Origin of the sequence: Pseudomonas sp. G5001 (assembly GCF_013385475.1) — a bacterium.
GTDB lineage: Bacteria > Pseudomonadota > Gammaproteobacteria > Pseudomonadales > Pseudomonadaceae > Aquipseudomonas.
In genome coordinates, this window is the sequence record NZ_JACAPZ010000012.1 from 60,225 (window position 1) to 85,615 (window position 25,391).

The 25,391-nt window shown below is 59.3% G+C and carries 22 protein-coding genes and 1 pseudogene; 9 read left to right on the forward strand and 14 right to left on the reverse strand.

Features of this window, described 5'->3' with window-relative positions; genetic code table 11:
- The first annotated feature begins 197 nt into the window (after positions 1-197).
- Together HX805_RS12730 and HX805_RS12735 are read left to right on the forward strand one after the other, a co-directional pair.
- A complete protein-coding gene (locus HX805_RS12730) occupies positions 198-1,856 on the forward strand; it encodes an MFS transporter (RefSeq protein ID WP_003207803.1) in 1,659 nt (552 codons plus the stop codon).
- Positions 1,853-2,998, forward strand: coding sequence for an HlyD family secretion protein (locus HX805_RS12735; RefSeq protein WP_177116907.1), 1,146 nt, complete (start codon positions 1,853-1,855; stop codon positions 2,996-2,998). The genes HX805_RS12730 and HX805_RS12735 overlap by 4 nt, the downstream gene beginning before the upstream one ends.
- A 123-nt stretch (positions 2,999-3,121) precedes the next feature.
- Here the strand turns inward: HX805_RS12735 and HX805_RS12740 are convergent, their stop codons facing one another.
- The 10 genes from HX805_RS12740 to HX805_RS12785 all read right to left on the reverse strand — a co-directional run bounded on the left by HX805_RS12740 (position 3,122) and on the right by HX805_RS12785 (position 12,220).
- Entirely contained in the window at positions 3,122-3,982 is an 861-nt protein-coding gene (locus HX805_RS12740) for an aldose 1-epimerase (RefSeq protein ID WP_134327686.1), read from the reverse strand.
- 194 nt (positions 3,983-4,176) lie between these two features.
- Positions 4,177-5,457, reverse strand: a complete 1,281-nt coding sequence (locus HX805_RS12745; protein WP_003207810.1) for a TRAP transporter large permease — start codon at positions 5,455-5,457, stop codon at positions 4,177-4,179.
- A complete protein-coding gene (locus tag HX805_RS12750) occupies positions 5,458-5,985 on the reverse strand; it encodes a TRAP transporter small permease (protein ID WP_003207813.1) in 528 nt (175 codons plus the stop codon).
- Between the two features lie 67 nt (positions 5,986-6,052).
- A complete protein-coding gene (locus tag HX805_RS12755; protein ID WP_177045908.1) occupies positions 6,053-7,024 on the reverse strand; it encodes a TRAP transporter substrate-binding protein in 972 nt (323 codons plus the stop codon).
- 51 nt (positions 7,025-7,075) lie between these two features.
- Positions 7,076-7,951, reverse strand: a complete 876-nt coding sequence (locus tag HX805_RS12760) for an SMP-30/gluconolactonase/LRE family protein (RefSeq protein WP_177041568.1) — start codon at positions 7,949-7,951, stop codon at positions 7,076-7,078.
- Positions 7,952-7,981: 30 nt separating this feature from the next.
- The gene (locus HX805_RS12765; protein WP_003207819.1) at positions 7,982-8,803 is read right to left on the reverse strand and encodes an NAD(P)-dependent oxidoreductase; all 822 of its coding nucleotides are present in this window, start codon (positions 8,801-8,803) and stop codon (positions 7,982-7,984) included.
- A gap of 306 nt (positions 8,804-9,109) precedes the next feature.
- Positions 9,110-10,378: an OprD family porin gene (locus HX805_RS12770; protein WP_177116908.1), complete on the reverse strand. Its 1,269-nt coding sequence runs from the start codon at positions 10,376-10,378 to the stop codon at positions 9,110-9,112.
- 148 nt (positions 10,379-10,526) lie between these two features.
- A complete protein-coding gene (gene copD, locus HX805_RS12775; protein ID WP_003207822.1) occupies positions 10,527-11,384 on the reverse strand; it encodes a copper homeostasis membrane protein CopD in 858 nt (285 codons plus the stop codon).
- 3 nt (positions 11,385-11,387) lie between these two features.
- Positions 11,388-11,753 (reverse strand): copper homeostasis periplasmic binding protein CopC, encoded by a 366-nt coding sequence (gene copC / locus HX805_RS12780; RefSeq protein WP_003207825.1) that lies wholly within the window; start codon positions 11,751-11,753, stop codon positions 11,388-11,390.
- A 23-nt stretch (positions 11,754-11,776) separates the two neighbouring features.
- Positions 11,777-12,220 carry a GNAT family N-acetyltransferase gene (locus tag HX805_RS12785; RefSeq protein ID WP_003207827.1) on the reverse strand — a complete coding sequence of 148 codons (444 nt, stop codon included), beginning with the start codon at positions 12,218-12,220 and terminating at the stop codon, positions 11,777-11,779.
- A gap of 144 nt (positions 12,221-12,364) precedes the next feature.
- Here HX805_RS12785 and HX805_RS12790 point away from each other — a divergent pair, with 144 nt between their 5' ends.
- Positions 12,365-12,985 (forward strand): TetR/AcrR family transcriptional regulator, encoded by a 621-nt coding sequence (locus HX805_RS12790; protein ID WP_003207828.1) that lies wholly within the window; start codon positions 12,365-12,367, stop codon positions 12,983-12,985.
- A 119-nt stretch (positions 12,986-13,104) separates the two neighbouring features.
- Here the strand turns inward: HX805_RS12790 and preA are convergent, their stop codons facing one another.
- The 3 genes from preA to hydA all read right to left on the reverse strand — a co-directional run bounded on the left by preA (position 13,105) and on the right by hydA (position 17,349).
- Positions 13,105-14,379, reverse strand: a complete 1,275-nt coding sequence (gene preA, locus HX805_RS12795; RefSeq protein WP_003207829.1) for an NAD-dependent dihydropyrimidine dehydrogenase subunit PreA — start codon at positions 14,377-14,379, stop codon at positions 13,105-13,107.
- Entirely contained in the window at positions 14,379-15,746 is a 1,368-nt protein-coding gene (locus tag HX805_RS12800) for an NAD(P)-dependent oxidoreductase (RefSeq protein WP_087694481.1), read from the reverse strand. Before HX805_RS12800 ends, preA begins: the two co-directional genes overlap by 1 nt.
- A 163-nt stretch (positions 15,747-15,909) precedes the next feature.
- Positions 15,910-17,349 carry a dihydropyrimidinase gene (gene hydA, locus HX805_RS12805; protein WP_003207833.1) on the reverse strand — a complete coding sequence of 480 codons (1,440 nt, stop codon included), beginning with the start codon at positions 17,347-17,349 and terminating at the stop codon, positions 15,910-15,912.
- Positions 17,350-17,950: 601 nt separating this feature from the next.
- Here hydA and HX805_RS12810 point away from each other — a divergent pair.
- Positions 17,951-19,438, forward strand: a complete 1,488-nt coding sequence (locus tag HX805_RS12810) for an NCS1 family nucleobase:cation symporter-1 (protein ID WP_177116909.1) — start codon at positions 17,951-17,953, stop codon at positions 19,436-19,438.
- 179 nt (positions 19,439-19,617) lie between these two features.
- Positions 19,618-20,901 carry a Zn-dependent hydrolase gene (locus tag HX805_RS12815; RefSeq protein WP_087693198.1) on the forward strand — a complete coding sequence of 428 codons (1,284 nt, stop codon included), beginning with the start codon at positions 19,618-19,620 and terminating at the stop codon, positions 20,899-20,901.
- A 144-nt stretch (positions 20,902-21,045) separates the two neighbouring features.
- Here the strand turns inward: HX805_RS12815 and HX805_RS12820 are convergent.
- Positions 21,046-21,384, reverse strand: a pseudogene (locus HX805_RS12820) (RND transporter); the annotation flags it as partial.
- A gap of 225 nt (positions 21,385-21,609) precedes the next feature.
- Here HX805_RS12820 and HX805_RS12825 point away from each other — a divergent pair.
- The 4 genes from HX805_RS12825 to HX805_RS12840 all read left to right on the forward strand — a co-directional run bounded on the left by HX805_RS12825 (position 21,610) and on the right by HX805_RS12840 (position 25,368).
- Entirely contained in the window at positions 21,610-22,551 is a 942-nt protein-coding gene (locus HX805_RS12825; RefSeq protein ID WP_177022259.1) for a cysteine synthase family protein, read from the forward strand.
- Positions 22,552-22,555: 4 nt separating this feature from the next.
- Complete coding sequence (locus tag HX805_RS12830; RefSeq protein ID WP_177022258.1) at positions 22,556-23,119, forward strand: phosphoribosyltransferase family protein; 564 nt, start codon at positions 22,556-22,558, stop codon at positions 23,117-23,119.
- Positions 23,120-23,194: 75 nt separating this feature from the next.
- Positions 23,195-24,124, forward strand: coding sequence for a DMT family transporter (locus HX805_RS12835; RefSeq protein WP_177116910.1), 930 nt, complete (start codon positions 23,195-23,197; stop codon positions 24,122-24,124).
- Positions 24,121-25,368 (forward strand): ATP-grasp domain-containing protein, encoded by a 1,248-nt coding sequence (locus tag HX805_RS12840; RefSeq protein WP_087693202.1) that lies wholly within the window; start codon positions 24,121-24,123, stop codon positions 25,366-25,368. Before HX805_RS12835 ends, HX805_RS12840 begins: the two co-directional genes overlap by 4 nt.
- Positions 25,369-25,391 lie beyond the last annotated feature (23 nt).

The following is a 25,391-nucleotide window of genomic DNA, read 5'->3' on the forward strand; positions in this document are numbered from 1 at the left end:
GCGTTTTGCTTACTTTTGCGCTGTTAAGAAGTGAGCCGCTGTAAGAGCGGAACCATAAGCAGCCGTTACCGCAGCAACGGATATGCACCCCAACCGCCCAAATCCCTCCCAAGATGGCAAGTTGAACTCCACTCAGGTTTACTACTCCCTGAGTAACCGTTCCACCGGCCCCAAACGCCGGTCATCAAGGCCACCGAATGGACAAATACACCCCCCACACCTGGCAGCCCCACGAGCGCCCGAGCCTGCCGGGCTCGCCGTCGACGCCGCTGCATTCCACCCGCAAGCGCTGGGCCTACGCCCTCGTTGGCGTACTGGTGGCAATCACCGGTGGCCTCGGCAACTCGCTGGTGATCGCCAACCTTGTGTACCTCCAGGGCGCCCTGGGCGCGACGACGGCCGAGATGGCCTGGCTCCCCGCCGCCTACGTCATGACCAACGTCTCCATGAACCTGCTGCTGGTGAAATTCCGCCAGCAATTCGGCCTGCGTGCGTTCACCGAAGTGTTCCTGGTGCTCTACGCCCTGGTCACCTTCGGCCACCTGTTCGTCAACGACCTCAGCTCGGCCATCGCCGTACGCGCGGCCCACGGCATGGTCGGCGCCGCCCTCAGTTCCCTGGGCCTGTACTACATGATCCAGGCCTTTCCCGCAAAGTGGCGGATGAAAGCCCTGGTGCTCGGCCTGGGCACCGCGCAATTGGCGTTGCCCCTGGCCCGACTGTTTTCCGAAGACCTGCTGCAAATCGCCGAATGGCGCGGCCTGTACCTGTTCGAACTGGGCATGGCCCTGACCTGCCTGGGCTGTGTGTTCCTGCTCAAGCTGCCACCGGGCGACCGCTTCAAGACCTTCGAAAAACTCGACTTCCTGACCTTCGCCATCCTCGCCACCGGCGTCGCCTTGCTCTGCGCGGTGCTTTCCCTGGGCCGTATCGACTGGTGGCTGGAAGCGCCGTGGATCGGTATCGCCTCGGCCTGCTCGCTGGTGCTGATCATGGCCGGCCTGGCCATCGAACATAACCGCTCCAACCCGTTGCTGATGACCCGTTGGCTGGGCAGCGGGGCGATGATTCGCCTGGCGCTGGCGGTGGTGCTGATTCGCATGGTGCTCTCGGAGCAGTCCACCGGCGCCGTGGGCTTCATGCAGATGCTGAACATGAGCAACGAGCAGATGCGCACGCTGTATTGGGTGATGCTGGCGGGGGCGATTGCCGGCCTGGCCGTGAGCGCGCTGACCATCAACCCCGCGCATTTGCTGATGCCGCTGATCATCTCCCTGGCCTTCATGGCCGTGGGCTCGGTGATGGACAGTTTCTCCAGCAACCTCACGCGTCCGCAAAACATGTACATCAGCCAGTTCCTGCTAGGCTTTGGCGGCACGTTCTTCCTCGGGCCGACCATGGTCCTGGGCACGAAGAACGTACTGACCAACCCCAGGAACCTGGTGAGTTTCTCGGTGCTGTTCGGGATCTGCCAGAACCTCGGCGGCCTCATCGGTGCGGCATTGCTCGGTACGTTCCAGATCGTGCGGGAGAAATTCCATTCCAGCATGATCGTCGAACACCTGACTTTGCTCGACCCGCGTGTGGCCGCACGGGTGGCCAGCGGCGGCTCGGCCTATGGCGGGGTGATCGCCGACCCCGAGCTGCGCAACCTCATGGGCATTCGCAGCCTGGCCACGGCCGCCACCCGCGAGGCGAATGTGATGGCCTACAACGATGTGTTCATGCTGATCGCGATCATCGCCATACTCACCATGATCTGGATCTTTATCCGCAGCCTCTGGCTGATGAGTACCACTAAAGCTGCCGCCAGTGCAGCGCCTCCCGTTCAACCCAGCGGCGCACTTTCTTCATGACCGAACCGACGACGACCACCACCAACGCCATCGCTTCCACGCCGGAAGGCACCGCGCCGCCGAGCATGCCGGCCACCGAACCGCGCTCCTTGCGGGTGCGCATCATCTCTTCCATGGGCTTTGCCGCGATTGCGATTATCGGCGTGCTGATCGTGCTCTACGCCTGGCAGTTGCCGCCCTTCAGCAGCGCCGTGGAAACCACCGAAAACGCCCTGGTGCGCGGCCAGGTGACGATCATCGGGCCGCAGCTCAGCGGCTATGTGTATGAAGTGCCGGTGACGGACTTCCAGTACGTCAAGGCCGGGGATTTGCTGGTGCGCCTCGATGACCGTATCTACAAGCAGCGCCTTGATCAGGCCCAGGCGCAATTGGCGGTGCAGCAGGCGTCCCTGGCCAATGTGGTGCAGCAACGCAACAGCGCCGAGGCGACCATCAAGCTGCGTCAGGCGGCCTTGATGGACAGCCAGGCCCAGGCCCGCAAAAGCACCGCGGATTTGCGCCGCAATGAGGAGTTGATCAGCGATGGGTCGGTGTCCAAACGCGAGCTGGACGTAACCCGCGCCGCCAATGCGCAAACCATCGCGGCCGTGGCCCAGGCCCTGGCCAACCTGGAAATCGCCCGGCAGGATTTGCAGACAGTGATCGTCAATCGCGGTTCGCTGGAGGCGGCGGTGGCCAGTGCCGATGCGGCAGTGGAGCTGGCGCGTATCGACCTGTCGAACACCCGGATCATCGCCCCGCGTGACGGGCAACTGGGCCAGATTGGCGTGCGCCTCGGGGCCTACGTCAACAGCGGCGCGCAGTTGATGGCGCTGGTGCCGAACCAGCTGTGGGTGATCGCCAACATGAAAGAAACCCAGATGGACAACGTGCAGGTTGGCCAGCCGGTGACCTTTACCGTGGATGCCCTGGACCACCGAAAGTTTCACGGCACGGTGCAGCGCATTTCCCCAGCGACCGGGTCGGAGTTCAGCCTGTTGCAGGCGGATAACGCCACCGGCAACTTCGTCAAGATCGCCCAGCGGGTGCCGGTGCGGATTACCGTGGATCCGGGGCAGGAGCAGAGTGAACGGCTGCGACCGGGGTTATCGGTGGTGGTGAGTATCGACACGGCGGGGCGCCTGAAAAACACCCCTCCCTAAGACACAATGGAGATCAAAAATGTGGGAGCGGGCTTGCTCGCGAATGCGGAGTGTCAGTCGCAGATGTGTTGACTGATCCACCGCATTCGCGAGCAAGCCCGCTCCCACATGGGTTTTGTGTTGTTAGAGGGTTTTGTATTGCAGGCTGAAACTGAGTTCTGCCGACTGGCCTTGTTCCAACAGCTTCAATCCCGGCCTACCCGGCAGGTGATGGGCATTCACCGGATGACTCACCGGCTCGAAGCAGAAAAAATCCAGCCCCGGCGGGCAATACAGCAGGTAATAGTCGCTGCCGGTGGCCTGGCATTCCAGGGTGTAACCCAGGTCTGGCTGCTGGATGACGCAGCGCCCGTCCCACTGGCAAAAACCGTTGTCCACCAGTGTCTCGGGCAACGATTCTGGGTGTTGAAAATCCCACTCGGCGGGTACGGCAGCCAGCCCTGTCGGCAATTTCGCCGCATCACTCATCCATACCTGCGAAGCCTTTGCCTGCAATTGCGTGCCCGGCCTGCGGGGCAGATACGGATGCAATCCCAGCCCATGCCACGTCGCCGTTTCCGCCAGGTGCGTGACGCGCAAGGTGATGCTCAACTTGCCGCCCTTCAACTGAACTCGCTGCTCGGCGCGATACGCAAAGGGTGTGCTGCTGTCCAGTTGCAACACCACTTCGTCTGACGTCTGGCTGACCACCTGCCACACCTGTTGCCAGGCACTGCCATGAATTGGCAGCGGGTCCAGCGGGCTGTTGGGCTCAAGTCCCAACCACCCTGATGGGTTATCAAAGCCACCTTCGGCAACCCGGTTCGACCAGGGCGCCAGCGGGAAGCACGCAAGCTTCCCCGGCAGGCCGCTGGCCAGCGACTGTTGATCGGTGTGGCGTAGCAAGGGCTGGCCGCTGCTGCGTACTGTCCAGTTGACGATACTCCCGCCCAACGCTGGCGCCAGCGTCAGGTGGGTCAGGTTGTCTTCGAGTTCAAGCATCATGAGTGTCAGCAGACCTATTGAATGATGAATGCTTGTGTGGCGAGGGAGCTTGCTCCCGATGGGCTGCGGAGCGGCCCCAAAAAAGCGGGAGCGCTTCGCACTCCAGCGGGAGCAAGCTCCCTCGCCACAGAAAGCTCCCTTGCCACAGCAGCTCCCTCTCCACAATAGCTCCCTCGCTACACGCAGTGTGGGGCTTATAACACCAACCCCGGCAACCACAACGACAACGCCGGAATGTAGGTCACGGCCATCAGCACCAAAAACAGCACGCCATAAAACGGCAGCAACGCCTTCACGGTCTTCTCGATGCTGACTTTGCCCACCGCCGCCCCCACAAACAACACCGCACCCACCGGCGGGGTGATCAGGCCGATCCCCAGGTTCACCAGCATGATCATGCCGAAGTGCACCGGGTCGACGCCAATCCCCAGGATCACCGGCAGCAAAATCGGCGTGAGGATCAAAATCAGCGGCGCCATGTCCATCACCGTACCCAGCAACAGCAGCATGGCGTTGATGCACATCAGGATCACGTAGCGGTTGTCCGACAGGGTCAGGAACATCGTGGTGATCTTCGCCGGGATCTGCATCAGGGTCATGATGTAGCCGAAGCTGGCGGCGAACGCGATCAGGATCATCACGATGGAGATCGTGCGCACCGTGCGGTGCATCAGCTTGGGCAGCTCGCTCCATTTGTAGTCGCGGTAGATGAACATGGTCACGAAGAACGCCCACAACACCGCAATCGCCGCCGACTCGGTGGCGGTGAAGATGCCCGACAGAATCCCGCCAAGAATGATCACCATGGCCATCAGGCCCCACAGTGCATCGGCGCAGATTTTCAGTGCCTGTTTCAGGGGGATCACTTCGCCTTTGGGGTAGTTGCGCTTTTTCGCGAAGATCAGGCACAGCACCATCAGGCAGGCGCTCATCAGCAGGCCCGGGACCACGCCGGCCATGAACAGCGAGGCGATGGACACGGTGCCGCCCGCCGCCAGGGAGTAGAGCACCGAGTTGTGGCTGGGAGGCGTCAGCAAGGCTTGTACCGAGCCGCTCACGGTGACGGCGGTGGCGAATTCACGGGGATAGCCCTGGCGTTCCATTTCCGGAATCAGCACCGAACCGACAGACGCCGTATCGGCCACCGACGAGCCGGAGATCGCGCCAAAAAACGTCGAGGCCATGATGTTCACCAGGGACAGGCCGCCGCGCACAAACCCCACCAGCACCCCGGCAAACGCCACCAGCCGGCGCGACATGCCGCCCTCGGCCATGATCGCCCCGGCCAGCACGAAGAACGGAATCGCCATCAGCGAAAACTTGTTCACCCCGCCGGCCACCTGAATCATCAGGGCCTGGAACGGAATGTCGATCCACCACGCGCCGATCAGCGCAGAAAGCCCCAGGGCGTAGGCCACCGGCATGCCAATCAGGATCAGGGCGATAAAGCTGCCCAACAGAATCAATGCGTCCATTCAGGCAGCCCCTTCACTTTCTTCAACCAGGTCGAAGCGCACGACCCGACGATTGCTCTGGTCACCCAGCAGGAGTTTTTCCAGCACAAAAACCAGGGTCAGCAAGCCACCGATCGGGATCGGCATATAGGTGATGCCCACCCGCAAGGTCGGCATGGCGCTCATGAACTGGTTCCAGGTCGACAGGCACAATTTGCTGCCCCAGATCGTCATGAACAGGCAGATGGTTGCCATCAGCAATTGTGAGACGATGCCGACGATTCGGCGTTGGCCGGGCGGCAGGCGGTCGGTGACCATGGCCACCGACATGTGCGCCCCGGCGCGGTAACTGGCGGCGGCGCCGACAAAGGTGAACACCAGCATCAGCAGGATAGCGGTGGGCTCCGGCCAGCTGGAGCCGGTGCCGAGCACGTAGCGGGCGAAGATGCCCCAGGGAATGATCAGCGCGACGCCAAGAACGGCGAGGCCGGCGATCCAGATGCAGCTCATGTAAATGCGGTCGTTGATGCGCAGCAGTAAATTCTTCATGGCGTTCACCGTAACCGGGCGCGTCGATGCCGACCGCGCCGGGCCTTATCTATGAGGGGAAGGAGGGTTACTCGACGGCTTCGATGCGCTTGATCAGGTCGGCGTAAGGCGCGCCGTACTTGTCGCGAATCGAAGCGGTGGCCTCATAGAACGGTTTTTTGTCGATGTCGATGAACTCGACGCCAGCAGCCTTGAGCTTGGCTTCACTGCTGGCGGACTTGGCGTCCCACAGCTCGCGCTCCTGGATCTGCGCGGCCTTGGCGGTGTTCTTCACCAGCACCTGTTGCTCGGGGGTGAGCTTGTTCCAGGTGATTTTCGACATCACGATGGGCTCGGGCAGAATCAGGTGGCCGGTCAGGCTGTAGAACTTGGCGTTCTGGTAGTGGTTGTGTTCCAGCAGGGTGGGCGGGTTGTTTTCCGCGCCGTCAATCACGCCGGTCTGCAGGGCGCTGAAGATCTCGCCGGTGTCCATGGCAATGCCGTTGCCGCCCATGGCGTTGATGGTTTCGATGAAGATCGGGTTGCCCTGCACGCGGATCTTCATGCCCTTGAGGTCTTCGATCTTGCGCACCGGTTTCTTGGTGTAGAGGTTGCGCGTGCCGCCGTCCATCCAGGCGAGCGCCACCAGGTTGAATTCGGAGTCGGTGATCTTGGCGAGGATTTCATCGCCGATCTCGCCGTCGATGACCTTGCGCATATGCACCTGGTCGCGGAACACGAACGGCATGTTGAACACGTTCACGTCCGGCACCACCGGGCCGACGATGCCGAGGCTGACCCGGGCCATCTGGATCGCGCCGACCTGGGCCTGTTCCACCACTTCCTTTTCCGAGCCCAGCACGCCGCCGGGGAACATCTTGAAGGTCAGGCCGCCGTTGCTTTGGGCCACCAGGGTTTTACCCAGCTGTTCTTCGGCGACGACGGTGGGGTAGCCGGCGGGGTGGATGTCGGCGAATTTGATTTCCAGCGCGTGGGCGGCACCGGCGAAGACGAAGGTGAAGGGGAGTGCGGCGAGGAGCAAAGTGCGTTTGAAGTCCATGGGGTGTCTCTCCAGTCTTGTTATTGTTTTATTCAAGGCACAGCGATGCAGCTAGAGGATGAAGGTCGGCTCCGGCAATCCGGTGACCCCGGGGTTGAGGGCAAACACGCCGCCGGCCAGCGACTGGGCACTGTGGTCGTCGCGGATCGAGGTGACGAACAGGGTGTCCAGGCGGTTGCCACCGAAGGCGCACATGGTGGGTTTTTTCACCGGCACGGCCAGTGAGCGGTCGAGACGGCCGTCGGGGGTAAAGCGGTGGACCAGCCCGGCATCGTTGGCGCAGATCCAGTAGCAACCTTCGGCATCCACGGCGGCTCCGTCGGGGCGGCCGAGGAACTGGTGCATATCCACAAACAGCCGCCGATTGGACGGCGTGCCGCTGTCGATGTCGTAGTCGAAGGCCCAGACCTGCTGGACCAACGGGTGCGAATCCGAGAGGTACATCGTGCGCCCGTCCGGGCTGAAGGCCAGGCCGTTGGGGGTGATGAAACCGTTGAGTGCGGTGTGAACCGCCCGGCCTGTTTCGTAGCGGTACAGTGCACCGTCGGCCGCATTCTCGGCCATGTTCAGCACCATGCTGCCGGCCCAGAACCGGCCCTGGCGATCACAGCGGCCATCGTTCAGGCGCATGTCCGGGCGGGCGTGCTCGACGCTGGCCAGGGGCGCAGTGTCGAGCCTGCCATCGTTGTGGGGCGTCAGCCGGAAAAACCCGGTTTGCATGCCCGCAACCCAATCGCCCGCCGAGGTGCGGGCGATGCAGGCGAGCATCTGCGGAGCTTTCCAGGCCTGCGCCTGGCCGCTGGTGGCGTTCCAGCGTTGCAGTTCGCCTGTGGGAATATCCACCCAGTACAGGGCGTTTTCCCCGGGTACCCACACCGGGCATTCACCCACGGCGTTGCGGGCGTCGACAATCAGTTCTGCTTGCATGGCCACTCATTCCCTTGGGTTGGTCTGTGGTCAGTCACCGAACGGGCCGGCGGCGCAAAACGCGCCACCCTGGTACACCCGCGCCGGGTCGTCGGCAGCGGGCATCGGCTGGGCTTCCACCTGTTTGCGGAATACTTCGGAAGAGTCCCGCGGGGTGAAGCCCAGGTGCGCGGCGAAGCGGTTGTCCCACCACACATCGAGGTTATCCGACATGCCGTAGACCACGGTATGCCCGACATTCGGTGTGTACAGCGAGCGTTCGAGCAGTTGGGTGAGGTCGTCGAAGCTCAGCCAGGTGTGCATCATCCGGCGGTTCTGGGGTTCCGGGAACGAGGAGCCGATGCGGATGCTCACGGTCTCGATGCCGTAGCGATCGAAGTAGAAACTGGCCATGTCCTCGCCGTAGGATTTGGACAGCCCGTAGTAACTGTCGGGGCGGCGCGGGGAGTGGGCGTCGAGGGCTTCGTCCTGCTTGTAGAAGCCGATCACGTGGTTGGAGCTGGCGAAGATGACGCGCTTGACCCCATGGCGACGCGCCGCTTCATAGATGTGGAAGATCCCGCAGATGTTCGCGCCCAGCACTTCCTCGAACGAGCGTTCCACCGATACGCCGCCGAAATGCAGGATCGCATCGACGCCTTCCACCAGTTGGTGCACGGCTTGTTTGTCGGAAAGATCGCAAGGCAATACTTCTTCGCTGTCGTCAGCGGCCGGGGCCATGTCGGCGATATCCGACAGGCGCAGTACCTTGGCGTAAGGACGCAGGCGTTCGCGCAAGACTTTGCCCAGGCCACCGGCGGCACCGGTGAGCAGCAAGCGGTTGAACGGGGTAGGGGCGGTTGTGGTGGTCATGGTGATCCCGTTATTGTTGTAGGTTGTCGTATGACTGATCCGAAGTATCCTTAGGGTTTCCTACACTTGTCAACGCACTATTGGTCGAAGTTGATAGAGGCTCATCGCTGTCCTGTGGCGAGGGAGCTTGCTGTGGCAAGAGGGCTTACTGTGGCGAGGGAGCTTGCTGTGGTGAGGGAGCTTGCTCCCGCTGGAGTGCGAAGCGCTCCCAAGATTTTGGGGCCGCTGCGCAGCCCAGCGGGAGCAAGCTCCCTCGCCACAGCAATCTCCCTTGCCACAAAAACCTTTCCGGTTGTTTGTAAACCGCTATAACAACGACAGCGGGTAACTGATGAATATCCGGTTCTCATCAAACTCGTTGGTACTGAAATCCCGGCGCATCGTTGCGTTGCGCCAGCGCACATTCAGGTCCCGCAGTGGACCGCTTTGTACCGTGTAGGCCAGCTCCGACTCACGGCCCCACTCCTTGCCATTGGTGATCGCCCCGGTGTGCACGTTATCGCCACTGATGTAGCGGTTCATCATGGTCAACCCGGGAATGCCCATTACCACGAAGTTGAAGTCGTGCCGCACCTGCCAGGACTTTTCCTTGGCGTTGTCGTAGCTGGCGTTGTAGCTGTCGTTGGCCAGGGTGCCGCCGCTGGTGCCGTTGACCCGCATCCAGGCGCTGTCGCCGCTGAGTTTCTGCAGGCCGATATAGAAGCTGTTGCCTTTGTATTTGGCCGAGAGCAGGGCGAACGCGGTTTTGTTGTCGAGGTCGCCGGCCAGGGCCTTGCCGTCTTCCTTGCCGGTGAAGAACCCGAGGTTGGCGCCCAGGGTCCAGTCGCCCACGGGCTGGCTGTGGGTCAGGTTGAAATACTGTTGCTGGTAGATGTCACTGAGTTCGGCGTACCACACGCCAACCTGGGTGCGCTTGTCGTTGAAGGTGTATTCGCCGCCGCCGAAGTTGAAGCGGTCCGAGGTGGATGCGGCTTTGCCGTTGAGAAACATGTCATCCATGCTCGCGTCGTTGCGCGGGCTGTTGCCGCGAAACTGGCCGCCATACAAGGTCAGGCCGGCGATTTCCCTGGACGTTACCTGGCCGCCGCGGAACGTTTGCGGCAGTGAGCGGCCGTCATCCGAGCGCAGGATCGGCAGTACCGGCATCCATTCGCCGACTTTCAATTCGGTGTTCGACAGCTTGGTTTTCAGCGCCACGCCCAGGCGCCCGAAGTTATCGGCAGGGCGGCCATCGCTGCGGGTCGGCAGCAGTTGGGTGCCGGCGGTACCTTTGCCGCCGTCGAGTTTCTGCGAGTACAGGCCCAGCACGTCCAGGCCGAAACCGACGGTGCCTTGAGTGAAGCCGGACCTGGCATCGAGAATGAAGTTTTGCGTCCACTCCTCGGCCTTGCCCTGGGGGTAGGCGGGGTTGGTGAAGTTGCGGTTGAAGTAGGCGTTGCGCAGGTTGAGCGTGGCGGTGGCGTCATCGATGAAGCCTTCTGCCGAGGCGGTGGCGGGGAGGGTAAAGGCCAGGCTGCTCAAACCGATGGCGGCAAAACGGGTGGTGCCGGAGAAATGGCGGACGTGTTGGCTCACAGTGACGCTCCCTTGTCTTCTTGTTGTTTTTATTTTTTGTTATACGTTGTCGTACAACATTGGGAGCGATATTTGCGAGGTTTCAGGGGGTTGTCAATCGAAAGTTATACGATGACTCCCTGCGTGAAGGGAGTCAGTGGGGGAGGAGTTATCCCGCTGCAACCATGGGCGGCAAGGTGCCAAGCAGCGAAACGGCGGCTACCGCTGAAACACCTAGTAACCATTCAATCATCACGCTGGCCTTCAAGGCAGGCAGCCGCTGCTCACAGTTGTGAATCCGCAGGCGGTTCAGCAGCGCCAGGGCGAGCATGCCGAACACCAGCAGCACCTTGATCAACAGGATCAGGGCGAACCCTGTGAACAAGGGCGTCGGCCAGAACTGCCCGGTGAGCACCCGCACGTTGATCAATCCGGTCACCAGCAGCCCTGTCACCAGGCCATAACCGATGCCACTGAAGCGCTTGAGGATCGGTTCCAACGGATAGCGGGGCGATTGCCTGAGGATCAACACCAGCAGGAGCAGGCCGCCCAGCCAGGCACCGACACACACCAGGTGCACCACCTGATTGAGGATCAGCAACTGTCCGGCCATGCCATTGAGCATGGCGCCATGGCCCACCGGTGCCAGTGTCGCCAGCAGCAATGCACAGAGCGGCAGGCGCAACGCTTTCCACGGCGTCATCAGGCCCAGAACCAGCAGCACGTTCAGTAGCAAGTGCCAGGTCCAGACCTGGCCGAAGAAGGTTTTGCCCAGCACCAACTGCACGGTCGACCATTCCAGCGCGCCCAGGCCGACACCGGCCATGCTCGCGCTAATCAACAGCAGCCACGCCACCCCCGACACCAATGCCAGCCACGCCAACCCTTGGGTGATGCGCGACAGTTGGCGGTCCAGCACCGGTTGCGGTCCCGCGCCCAGCAGCCAGGGCCTGAACACACAGGCCCCGAACATCAACAGCACGACGATGAAATGCAGGAAACGGCACAGCACCAGCAGGGTGGCCATGGATTACTGGCCGACCTTGAAGCTGTATTCACCGTTGCTCTTGTGGGTATCCACCGAGACCGCGTTCCACACCACTTTGTAGGTGCCGGCGGCCAAGGGTGCGGCCGGTGTCACCACCAATACTTTCTTGTCGGCGTCCGGGGTTTCCAGGCCCTTGATCGCGACTTCGGTGCCGTCCTTGCTCAGGGATACCTTGGTGAAGGTCGCTTCAACGCCTTCGCTGAACGTCAGGCGCAGGTCCTTGGGCGCGGCGACGCTGCTGTCGGCGGCAGGCTCCGAGCTTTTCAGGTGGGCGTGGGCAAACGCGGCCGAGGCGCCCAGCAGGGAAGCGAGCAGGGCAACGGTGGTGAGGGTCTTCTTGATCAACATTGTTCAATACCTTCAGGTGAGAGTCAGTCGTTCGGTAGTGCCATGTGCAACAAGGGGAAGGGCTTGCCTTCGCCATCGACGGGCGAGCGGCCGGTCTGGATAAAACCATAGTGCAGGTAGAAACCCACGGCCTGTGGATTCTGCTCGTTCACGTCGACCCGCAGGGTGTCGTGGCGGGCGCGTACGAAGTCCAGCAACTGGCGACCGATGCCCTGGCCGCGTCGGTTCGGGTCGATAAACAGCATCTCGACATTATTGCCGCCGGTGCCGACGAAGCCGCCAATGCCTTGGGTATCTTCGTACACCCACACTTCAAGTGCGGGCATCGGCAGGTAGCAGTCGCGTACCAGGGGCAGCAGGCGCTGGATGTCGTCTTCGCTGAGAAAGTCATGGGTGGCGCGCACCGAGCGTTCCCACAGTGCACCCAGCACCGGGTCGTCGCACGCGCTTCGCTGTCGAATAGTCATGGGGGATGATCCTTCGAGGGGATGGCGATGCTAACCAATCCGCTATCGGCGGGGAAGGTTCTTGTACGAAGTTTCACAGTGGCGTGTCGCCGCGATCTAGAGCGGATGGTAGTCTTGAAGCCATGTTGTTGTCAGGGAGCCCTTATGGGCAATCACAAGATCGGTATTCGTCGGGTCAACGTCGAAAAGATTCTGCTGGCGGCTGAAAAGGTCTTCGCCGAGAAGGGCTATGGCAGCACCGCCATGGCCGACATCGCTGAAGAAGTGCAACTGCCGCGCTCCAACCTGCATTACTACTTCAGTACCAAGAGCGAGCTGTACAGCGCGGTGTTGTTCGACCTGCTGGAGGTGTGGAAGCAGGACGCCTTGTGCTTCGAGATGTTCGACGACCCGCGGGTGGTGCTCAGTAGCTACATCCGCGCCAAGATGCAACATTCCCGCAGCCGGCCTTATGGTTCGAAAGTCTGGGCGAATGAAATCATCCACGGCGCGCCAACCCTGGGGGAGGCGCTGGATGTGAGCCTGTATGACTGGGCCAAGATGAAGGAAGCGAAGATTCGCCAGTGGGTGGAGGACAAGCGGATTTTGCCGGTGGAGCCGTCGAGCCTGCTGTATATGATCTGGGCGTCGACCCAGCACTATGCCGACTTTGATCATCAGGTGAAGATCCTGAATGACCATCAGCCGTTGTCGGACATGCAGTTTGAGCGGGCGGTGCAGACGGTGACGAGTGTGATCCTGCGGGGGATTGGGTTGGAGCCCTAGATCGTTCCCACGCTCCGCGTGGGAGTGCCGCCGTGGACGCTCTGCGTCCGCTCTTAAGGTCGTGACGCGGAGCGTCAACGGATGCATTCCCACGCGGAGCGTGGGAACGATCATTCAGGCTACACCGCCTCGCGGTAGGGGTTCCTCGGATCCTGCGTCCAGTTCAAAAACGGCTTCCCGGTATCCACCGGCACCATCTCGATACAGTCCGCCACCGGGCAGGTGATCTGGCACAGGTTGCACCCCACGCACTCATCATCGATCACTTCGTATTTATGTGTCCCATCCGCCTGCTTCAAGCTGGCAATCGCCTGGTGCGACGTGTCTTCACAGGCAATATGGCAACGCCCACAGCCAATACATGCCGCCTGGTCAATTTTGGCGATCACCTGATAATTGATATCCAGGTACTTCCAATCCGTCGTATTGCCCACCGCCCGCCCGGAAAATTCCTGCAGGCTGCTGTAACCCTGGCTGTCCATCCACCGCGACAGCCCGTCCTTCATTTCTTCGACAATCCGAAACCCATGCAGCATCGCCGCCGTGCACACCTGCACCGCGCCGCAGCCCAGCGCGACGAATTCCGCTGCATCGCGCCAGTTGCCAATCCCGCCAATCCCGCAGATCGGCAAGCCTTGTGTCTGTGGGTCCCGGGCAATCTCCGCCACCATGTTCAGCGCGATGGGTTTCACCGCCGAGCCGCAGTAACCCCCGTGGGTGCTTTGGGTGCCGACCATCGGCAGGGCGACCATGCGCTCCAGGTCGACACTGGTGATGGAGTTGATGGTGTTGATCAGCGACACCGCATCCGCGCCCCCGCGATACGCTGCCCGCGCCGCCACGCGTATGTCGGTGATGTTCGGCGTGAGCTTGACGATCACCGGCAGCGAGCAATAGGTCTTGCACCAGCGCGTCACCTGTTCCACATACTCCGGCACCTGGCCCACCGCCGCGCCCATGCCGCGTTCCGGCATGCCGTGGGGGCAGCCGAAGTTCAGCTCGATGCCGTCGCAGCCGGTGGCTTCCACCAGTGGCAGGATGTGTTTCCACGACTCCTCAACACACGGCACCATCAATGACACGATCAGCGCGCGGTCCGGCCAGTCCTTTTTCACCTGGGTGATTTCCCGCAGGTTGATCTCCAGGGACCTATCGGTAATCAGCTCGATATTGTTGATGCCGAGCACTTCACGGTTGGCGCCAAAGTGCGCCGAGTAGCGCGATGAGACGTTGACCGCGGCCGGGTCTTCGCCGAGGGTTTTCCAGACCACGCCGCCCCAGCCTGCTTCAAAGGCGCGGACCACGTTGTAGGCCTTGTCGGTAGGCGGCGCGGAGGCCAGCCAGAACGGATTGGGGGCTTTGATGCCGGCGAATACAATCGAGAGATCGGCCATTACGCAGCCTCCACATTCAGCATGAGTTGAGCGTGCATGGCTTGCGCGGCCAGCTTGCCGTGTTGCACGGCCTGGACGGTGAGGTCCTGGCCGAGGCTGACGCAATCGCCGCCGGCGTACACACCGGGGATGCTGGTGCGCAGCTGTTCGTTGACGAAGATCCGATCGCCCTGGCGTTGCAGTTGGTGGGCCAGCGGGTCGTGCAGCGCCTCGTCGTCGAAGCCTTGGCCGATGGCCTTGAAGATCGCGTCGGCGGCCAGTTCGAAGGTCTCGCCGGTGGCTTGCAGGCGGCCATCGACCATGCGGGTGCGGGCGAAACGCATGCCGCGCACATGGCCCTGGTCGTCGAGCAATACTTCTTCGGGCTGGGCCCAGGTCAGCAGGCGTACCTGGTTGGCCTTGGCGATGTCCTGCTCATGGCCGGTGGCGCCCATTTCAGCCAGGCCACGGCGATACACCAGGTTGACGTCGCGAGCACCGAGGCGGGCCATTTGCACCGCCATGTCGATGGCCGTGTTGCCGGCGCCGAGCACGATGCAACGGTCGGCCAGGGGCAGTTGACTGAGGTCGTCGGCCTGGCGCAGTTCACGGATGTAGTCGGTGGCGGCGAGCAGGCCGGGGGCGTCTTCGTGTGGCAGGCCGAGCTGTTTGCTGGCAGCCAGGCCAAGGCCGAGGAACACTGCATCGAACTGCTGGTGCAGTTCGCTCAAGGTCAGGTTGTCGCCCAGACGCTGGCCGTGACGGATCTCGATGCCGCCAATTTGCAGGAGGAAATCCAGTTCCTTTTGCGCGAAGTCATCCACCAGCTTGTACTTGGCGATCCCGTATTCATTCAGGCCGCCGGCTTTTTCCCGGGCTTCGAAAATCACCACGTCATGGCCGTGCAAGGCGCTGCGATGGGCGCAGGACAACCCCGCAGGCCCGGCGCCGACCACCGCGATGCGCTTGCCGGTGGGTGCGGCGCGCTGGAACGGGTGTTCGCTGAAGTGCGCGTTGTCCACCGCGTAACGCTGCAACAGGCCGATCAGTACCGGGGCGCATTCCTCGGCGTTGTTGCGCACGCAGGCTTGCTGGCAGAGGATTTCCGTCGGGCAGACCCGGGCGCAACTGCCGCCGAGGATATTCGCCGAGAGAATCTTCTGTGCGGCGCCCTGGACGTTCTCCGTGTGGATATTGCGGATGAACGACGGGATATCGATCTCGCTGGGGCACGCGTTAACGCACGGCGCGTCGTAGCAGTAGAGGCAGCGCGAGGCTTCCAGTTGGGCTTGCCGGGCATTGAGCGGCGGCGCCAGGTCGGTGAAATGCGCGGCGAGGGCCGCCGCATCTTCATGGGGGTGGGGAAGATGGTTCAGGGTCTGGATCACGGTATTGGCCTCACGGTTTTTGAGGTGCTGCCTCTGGTGGGCAGTGGTTTTTTTGTTGCCGGTACCGGCCTCTTCGCGAGCAAGCCCGCTCCCACATTCGACTGCATTTATCCTGTTGGAATGGGGGCGAATGTGGGAGCGGGCTTGCTCGCGAATGGCGGCCTCAGCGTTTCACAGCAACCGGCCTGGAACGCTCCGCCCGCTTGCTCAACTGCTCAAACACCGGCGGATACGTCGGCCGTTCGATATACCGACCCGCACCCCGTTCGGCGCGCAAATCCCCATCCGCCCAGACCAGCTTGCCCTGGCTGATGGTATGGCTCGGCACGCCGCGCACGGTCTTGCCTTCGAAGATGTTGAAGTCGACTTTCTGGTGGTGAGTCTTCGCGGAAATGGTCCGTGTGCCTTGCGGGTCCCACAGCACCAGGTCAGCATCGGCCCCCACGCGGATCGCTCCTTTGCGTGGATACAGGTTGAAGATCTTCGCGGTGTTGGTAGACGTCAGCGCAACGAATTCCTGCATCGACAAGCGCCCAGTGTTCACGCCCTCATCCCACAACAGCGCCATGCGGTCTTCGATACCGGCAGTGCCATTGGGAATTTTGCTGAAGTCATCCCGCCCGGCGGCTTTTTGCTCGGCGCAGAAGCAGCAATGGTCGGTGGCGGTGGTGTGCAGGTTGCCCGATTGCAGGCCATGCCACAGTGCCTCCTGATGCCCGCGCGGGCGGAAGGGCGGGCTCATCACATAGCCGGCGGCGGTCTGCCAGTCGGGGTGTTGATACACGCTGTCGTCCAGCAGCAGATGCCCGGCCAATACTTCGCCGTACACCGGCTGGCCCTTGCTGCGGGCGTAGGTGATTTCATCCAGCGCTTCCTTGGTGGACACGTGCACCAGGTACAGCGGCGTGCCGATGGTTTCGGCAATCCTGATCGCCCGGCTGGCGGCTTCACCTTCCACCTGCGAAGGCCGCGACAACGGATGCGCTTCAGGCCCGGTAATGCCCTGGGCCATCAGCTTGCGTTGCAGGTGATACACCAGCTCGCCGTTTTCGGCATGCACCGTCGGTACCGCACCCAGTTCCAGGCAGCGTTCGAAGCTCGCCACCAAGGTGTCGTCCGCGGCCATGATCGCGTTCTTGTACGCCATGAAATGCTTGAAGCTGTTGATGCCGTGTTGGCTCACCAACTCGGCCATTTCCTCGCGGACCTGCTCGCTCCACCAGGTAATGGCGACGTGAAAGCCGTAGTCGGACGCCGACTTCTCGGCCCAGCCGCGCCACTGATGGAAGGCTTCCAGCAGGGATTGCTGCGGGTTGGGAATCACGAAGTCGATGATCGACGTGGTGCCGCCCGCCAACCCGGCGGCCGTGCCACTGAAAAAATCTTCACTGGCCACGGTGCCCATGAAGGGCAACTGCATATGGGTATGGGGGTCGATGCCGCCGGGCATCAGGTATTGACCGCTGCCGTCGAGTATCTCGGTGCCGGCGGGAATATCCAGATCAGTGCCAATGGCGCGGATTAGACCGTCTGCGCATAAAACATCGGCTCGGTAACTTTCATCATGGGTAATAACGGTAGCGCCACGGATCAACAGCGACATGTCGAGTTCCTCACAGGCTTGACCGGCTTGTGCCAGTTCTAAGTGTTGTCATGCATCGCGCCGCTGGAAAGTTAATTCCTGTCAGCGGTGACAGGAATAGAAGCTAGCCCGAGTTTTTCGAATGAGCAAGAATATTTTTTATAAGCTTATATATTTATTAAGTGATTGATTTTTAACGATAAAAAATCAAAATCACCAAAATGTAGCGGCCTCTCACCATTTTGACGCACTTGACAGGTTCCCAATATGAGCAACATTTCCTATTGCAAATCAGACGCTTGAGACATGCCTCTTGACGGGGCCGGTAAATAAAAATAATTGTGTTGCACCAGATTGAGTCTTGATGGTTCGGACAACTTCTGCGTTATTTGGCCTGAGTAACGCTGAAAGTAACGAGGGGCTCTCCGGTCGAGACAATAAAGCTGATAAACATCAGCAAGTTATGCAAGCGGTGCGGGCAGGTTGACGGTTTACGGCACGGTTATTGAGTGCGGTGGCGGTTGGCCGGGTCCCGGATGTCATGTTGTCAACGAGGTACTCCGGCCATTCCGTGCATGTCACGGGATGAGCAAAAATAATTCGAAAAAACCGTGGAGCGGCCATGCAACAGAACAGATCGCAAGTCATTGAGCGCAACGGCCTGTACGAACTCGACGCCGGCCCCGACGTCCTCGACAGCCCCCGCTACAACCACGATATGGCACCGACCAAGGTGCGCGAACGCACTTGGAACAAGTGGCATATCACCGCGCTGTGGATCGGCATGTCGGTGTGCGTGCCGACCTACACCCTGGGCGGCGTGCTCACCGCGTACTTCGGGTTGTCGGTGGGCGAGGCGCTGATGGCGATCCTGCTGGCCAATATCGTGGTGCTGATCCCGCTGACCCTCAACGCCTTCCCCGGTACCAAGTACGGCATCCCGTTTCCGGTGTTGCTGCGCTCGTCCTTCGGCGTGCTCGGCTCCAACGTGCCGTGCCTGATCCGCGCGCTGGTGGCGTGTGGCTGGTTCGGTATCCAGACGATGTTTGGCGGCCTGGCGATCCACCTGTTCCTGGGGTCGATTTTCGAGGGTTGGAAATCCCTTGGCGGCACCGGTGAAGCGATCGGCTTCATGATCTTCTGGACCCTGAACCTGTGGGTGGTATTGCGTGGCGCCGAGTCGATCAAATGGCTGGAAACCCTGTCGGCACCGCTGCTGGTGGCGGTGGGTATCGGGCTGCTGGTGTGGGCGCTGCCGAATGTGTCGCTGACCGAGCTGATGGCCATCCCGCCCAAACGTCCCGAAGGCGCCAGCCTCACCGGCTACTTCATGGCGGGCCTGACGGCGATGGTGGGTTTCTGGGCCACCTTGTCATTGAACATCCCCGACTTCAGCCGCTACGCCAAGAGTCAGAAAGACCAGATCCTCGGGCAGATATTCGGCCTGCCGCTGACCATGTTCCTGTTCGCCGCCCTCGGCGTAATCATGACCGCCGCCTCGGTGAAACTGGTGGGCGTCAGCGTCTCCGACCCGGTCACCCTGATCGGCCATATCCAGAGCCCGGTGTGGGTGGCCGTGGCGATGGCGCTGATCATCATCGCCACCTTGTCCACCAACACCGCGGCGAACATCGTCTCGCCCACCAACGACTTCCAGAACATCGCCCCCAAGCTGATCAACCGCACCACGGCGGTGGTGCTCACCGGCCTGGTGGGCCTGGCGTTGATGGCCCATGAGCTGCTGAAAAAGCTCGGGCTGATCATCTCCGACGTGAGCCTGGAAACCGTCTATTCCAACTGGTTGCTGGGTTACTCAAGCCTCTTGGGGCCGATCGCCGGGATCATGGTGGTGGACTATTTCATCATCAAGAAACAGCAACTGGACCTCGCCGGTTTGTATCGCGATGACGTGTACCCGGCGTGGAACTGGCATGGCTTCCTGGCGTTTGGCGTGCCGGTGGTGTTGACGTTGCTGTCCCTGGGCAGCGACGCGTTCAGCTGGTTCTACAGCTATGGCTGGTTCACCGGCTCGGCGCTCGGTGGCCTGTTGTATTACGCCCTCTGCATGAAACGCGGGGCTCGTGTGGTCGCGGTGAAAACACCGCTTTAATCGATGTGGAATGCAATCAAATGTGGGAGCGGGCTTGCTCGCGAATACGGTGTGCCAGTCGCCAGATGTGTTAGCTGAATCACCGCCTTCGCGAGCAAGCCCGCTCCCACATTTTTGATCGCAGTCCTCCAGTGAGAGTCTGGTCAAATTCATAAGAACTACTGCCTGAGGAGATCCCCATGAACGCTGCCATAGACGTTCTGCAATCCACCCATCAGCACATCAACCGCGATCGTCTGTGGCTGTCTCTGATGGAACTCGCCAAGCTCGGCGCCACCCCCAAGGGCGGTGTGTGCCGCCTGGCCCTGACCGACCTCGATCGCCAGGCCCGCGACCTGTTTGTGAAGTGGTGCGAGGAAGCGGGCTGTACCGTGACCATCGATGGCGTCGGCAATATCTTCGCCCGCCGGCCGGGGCGCAATCCCCAGTTGCCGCCGGTGATGACCGGCAGCCATATCGACACCCAGCCCACCGGCGGCAAGTTTGATGGCTGTTTTGGCGTGCTGGCGGGCGTTGAGGTATTGCGCACCCTCAATGACCTGAAGGTGGAAACCGAAGCGCCGCTGGAAGTGGTGGTGTGGACCAACGAAGAAGGCTCGCGCTTTCCTCCATGCATGATGGGCTCCGGGGTGTTTGCCGAGAAATTCACCCTGGCCGACACGCTGGCCAAGACGGATGCCGACGGCGTGACCGTGGGCGATGCGCTGAATGCCATTGGGTATGCCGGATCACGCCCGGTGAGCGGGCACAAGGTGGGCGCATATTTCGAAGCACATATCGAGCAAGGTCCGATTCTTGAGGATGAAAAGAAAACCATCGGTGTGGTGCTGGGCGCCCTTGGCCAGAAATGGTTCGACCTGAAACTGCGGGGTGTCGAGGCGCATGCGGGGCCGACCCCGATGCACCTGCGCAAGGATGCCCTGGTCGGTGCCGCGGCCGTGGTGGCTGCAGTTAACGCGGCGGCGTTGGGTCATCAGCCTCACGCCTGCGGCACCGTCGGTTGCCTGCAAGCGTATCCGGGCTCACGCAACGTCATTCCTGGCGAAGTGCGCATGACCCTGGACTTCCGCCATCTGGAACCGGCGCGGCTGGATTCGATGATTGCCCAGGTGCGCAAGGTGATCGACGAGACCTGCGCCAAGCACGGCCTCACATTCGAGATGACACCCACCGCTGACTTCCCGCCGCTGTACTTCGACAAAGGCTGCGTGGATGCCGTGCGTGATGCGGCCAATGGGTTGGGGTTGTCCAACATGGATATCGTGAGCGGGGCAGGGCATGACGCGATTTTCGTCGCGGAACTGGGGCCCGCGGGGATGATCTTTGTGCCGTGTGAAGGTGGCATCAGCCATAACGAAATCGAGAACGCGGCGCCGGATGATTTGGCGGCGGGGTGTGCGGTGTTGCTGAGGGCGATGGTGGCAGCTTCGGTGGCAATCGCCAGCGGCAAACTGGCTGCCTGAGTCGACAGGCTTCACTCCTCTCAAATGTGGGAGCCGGGCTTGCCCGCGATAGCGGTGTTTCAGACACAGTTGCAGTGCCTGACACTCCGCTATCGCAGGCAAGCCAGCTCCCACATTTGATCCAGGGTGGGCTCGAGATTTGTATCAGGCGTCAGGCTTCCAACCGCCGCCCAGCGCCGTCACCAAGCCTACACTTGCCTGCAACTGCCGCGTTTGCACCGCTTGCAACGTGCGCTGCGCCTGCAACGCTGCGGTCTGCGCCGTCACCACATCCAGATAACTCAGAGCCCCCGCCAGATAACTGTTCATCCAGCGCTTTCTGCTGCAAATCCGGCAGTTGCCCCTAGTTATCTTTAACCTTGCGCACGGCGCGTAAAACCTGGCTGAGGTAGTGGGCCGAGGCCTCTTCAAATTCGGCCTTGGCTTGGCACTCAGGCGCCCGCCGTCGAAGATCGGCAGGTTTACCAAGGACCCCAGAGCCCAGAGCCCAGTGGATACTGGTAACTGCAGATAATGGGTTAAATAGTATGAAGGCCACATCCGAGCAGCTTGTGTGAAAGTTCCCTTTTTCATTTTTCCGTTATCGGTGCTACCTGAAGGTGTTAGTTTTTTTTGCAAGCACCTAACCGTTTTGCTAGCTATTTACTTTTGCAATGTTTTGATAGGGTCAAATGCATCGGAATAAATGCTTGGGTTAAAGGAGGAATAATGAAGCTAGGTGATATAGGAGATACGCCACTTGTGGAGGTTAAAAGCGACAGCGGAAATCGGGTGTTTTCAAAGTGCGAGTTTATGAACCCGTCGGGCAGTCATAAGGATAGAACCTACTTGAGTATCATTACCAAGCTAGAGGCATCGGGGGTTATTCAACCTGGCATGATACTGGTGGATAGTTCCACAGGGAACGGAGGTGCCGCGCTCGCATGGATAGGCAGAGAAAAAGGTTATTCAATAAGAGTTTTTATGCCAGAGGGCATGACGCAGGAACGCAAAGCACAAATTTTATCTTATGGGGCACAAATAACCGAAACTCCAAAAGAAGAGTTTTTAGCTGGAGCGGCTACGATGGCCAAAAAGTTTTCCTCAGAAGCACTAGAAGGAAATACCTACTTTCTGGATCAGTCCAATACGCTACTAAATAAAGAGGCATGGCACGGCTGTGGCGAAGAAATCGTCAATGCACTAAAAAAGATGAATGTCATACCTGACTTTTTCATATGCTCCATCGGTACAGGGGGAACGTTTTCCGGTATTGCAGAAGTGTTGAAACGAGAATACAAAGAAATTAAAGCTATAGGTATAGAGGTCAAAAGTTCGGCACCTCTCTACGCGATGAAGAAAAATACGGCTTTTAAGCATCGTCCTCATAATCTTATGGGGCTGGGGGCTGGAGTATTATCCATTAATACGATACCTGAACTTGTAGATGAGGTGAGGTTAGTGGATGGCGCCCGGTCTTGGCAGCGCATGAAGCAATTTATCGTTGATTCGGGTATCCAGATTGGACCAACTTGCGGCGCAAATTTATTGGTCTGTGACGAGATTATTCGGGAGTGTAACAATCAAAATATCGTGACTCTATTTTTTGATAGTGCGTGGAAATATAGAAGTCGCTGGGATGGTATTTATCCAGAATACAGGGAGGATTGAAAAAATGTTACTTGAAGATGTTTATAGGAACGCCGATGTTGTGAATTCTGGAAAAGCATTGACTACGGTTAATGAGTTTGCGGATCAGATTCCCGCGCTGCGGCCACAAGTTTTGATGGAAGTCGCTCAGAGGTCAATTAGGCTTATGGATCTGACTGCTACTAAAATTGTTACTGAGGAGGATAAAGGGGCACCTCTCGCCACAGCGGTTTCGTTATTGACTGGCATTCCTCTTGCGATGGCGCGCTGGTATCCCTATAGCCTCGGTTGTCTAAATGAGCAGGTTGTGGATATTAGTTCAGAATACTTTGACGGGAAACTATATCTCAACGGAATAGGTCGCGATGATCGAGTTGTCATCGTTGATGATACGTTGAGTACCGGGGGGACGATTGTTTCATTGGTTGACGCCGTTAGAGCAAGTGGTGGGGAAGTTTTAGGTGTTATCTGTGCAGTAGAAAAAGTAGGCAGCGGAGGAATCGGGGAAGTGTTTGAGAAAACTGGGATTTTGGTAAAAACTATAATAAAAATCAATGTGAGGGCTGGAGGTGTTGAGGTGATTGACTGATGCGGATTTTAGATGGCATCAAGACGATGAAGCAATTCGAAGCCCGTCAAGGTTGCACACCATCTGGTGATTTAAATGAGTAGCTTGATGCGGCGTGGAATGGTGCTTGGGCTGATTTTTTGCTTTATCAGTGCTGCATTTGACGTGTATGTGGCTTTTGTTACCCAAATGATAAATCCCTTGGTAGTCATTTTTTACTGCTTCAGTTTTTCAGGAGCGTTTTTTCTAAGTTTTACGCTCTTGCGAAGTAACAAAAAACTTATCTTAAAACTGTGCGAAAACATATTGTTAGTTTTTTTAGTCAATGTTGCAGTTCTATTGAACTGGGGCGGCCTATTCTACGCACTCCGTTATCTGGAACCTGCCGTTGTCGGCGTGGCCTCAGTGGCATGCGGGCCGGCGCTAACGCTCATCCTCTCTGCTCTTGATAAAAACAGAGTTAAAACCGCGTTGGCGGATACATTGATTTCCTGGCTGGTACTGATTTCCGTGGGAGCCATGTTGTTCAAGTCATTCATGGGTGACAGTGGTGTGTCTTCCACCACTACCGGGCAGCGAATGCTTGGCATCGTCAGCGTTCTGGTGTGCGCGTTGGGCACCGTGATGTATACGATCGTCTCGAAAAAGCTATTCGCTCGACAGTGGGTTGTTTATGAAATTCTGGCGGTCCGAAATGTGGTGATGATCATTGCCTGTGTCGTCTTGATTCCCGCGACGGGTGTCGGTTTTGCCTTGGGCCCTGAGCTGTTCTGGCCGATGCTGACGTTAGTGGTGATTGGCCATTTGCTGCCGATTTATCTGATTCAAAAAACCATTCATTATCTCAGTGCTATCCATGTGTCGCTGTTACTGCTGACACTGCCGGTGTTTGTCCTGCTGCTTCAATATCTCGACACACGAGTGGAGTTTTCGGCAGCCAGTGTCACGGCGGTTGGCGTCATTATTTTTTTACTCTCTGGACGAGCAATCGCAAGTCTGTATCTCGAAAGGCGGGGATTGAGATGAGCAGAGTCGTGATAGTCGATGGTTTTTCATCCGGTAAGTTTGTCGCGAAAGCGTTGCGTGAGCGAGGCTGTACGTTGATCCATGTGGCGTCGTCCGCGACGCTCGATGATTATTACTACATGGGTTTCGATGCCTCGATTTATGAATGTCTGATCGTCAATAAGCAGTTGGAAGCGACGGTCGAACGCGTTGCGACGTTCGATCCCCAGTACATCATCGCTGGGGCTGAAACCGGTGTGTTGTTGTCTGATTGGCTCAACGAGCAGCTCAATCTTCCTTATCGCAACCAATTCAACCGAACTCAAGCGCGCAGGAACAAGTTTGAAATGATCCGTTGTGTCGCCGACGCTGGGCTGCCAGCCGCGCAACAGGCTATCGTTGAGTCATGGAATGCGGCCAAGGCCTGGATTCTGGGGCATGGCAGGTTTCCCGTGGTGCTGAAACCTCTGGATAGTGCAGGCGCGGATGGGGTTTATATTTGCGATGATTTGCAAGATTGTGAGGTCGCCTTCGGAAAGGTTTTGGGAACGACCAATCGACTCAATATTAGGAACGCTCAGGTCCTGATCCAGGAATATTTGGTTGGTGTGGAATATGTTGTGAATATGGTCTCCCTGGGCGCGAGGCAGATGGTCACTGAAGTGGTGAGATACCGAAAGGAGCGGCTGGACAGCGGTAGCGTCATTTACGACATTGATGAACTGGTCAGCCCTGCCGAGCCTGAGTGTGAGCTGCTGGTCGACTACACCCGCAAGGTCGTCAGAAGCCTGGGCATTGAAAATGGCCCTAGCCACGCGGAGGTTATGCTGACCGAAAAAGGTCCCAGACTTGTGGAGATCGCAGCGCGCACCGACGGAATTCTTCGTCCTGAAGTATCCGAACAGACGACAGGACTGGGGCAGATTCGCGCCACGGTTATGTCCATCGTTGAGCCGGAACAATTTGAGCGCTTGCTTGACGCCCAGGTAGGTTATGAATTGTTGCTGCACAGCTATAACGTCTGCCTAATCAATCGTTCGCCGGGTTGTTTCACCAAAGAGCTGTTTTTAAGCGAGCTTCTGAAGCTCGAGTCCTATTTTTATTCGGTGTTCTACGTTGGCAGCGGGCAGCCGATTGGCATGACCAAAGACGTATTCAGCCAACCGGGTACCATTTATTTGGTGCATGCCGACAACGCGGTCATCAAGGCGGATTATTTGAAGCTTCGAGCACTCGAGGCTGTGGGAGCCTACTTGGCGCCCTGACGTCCGGATCAACAAAACTCCCG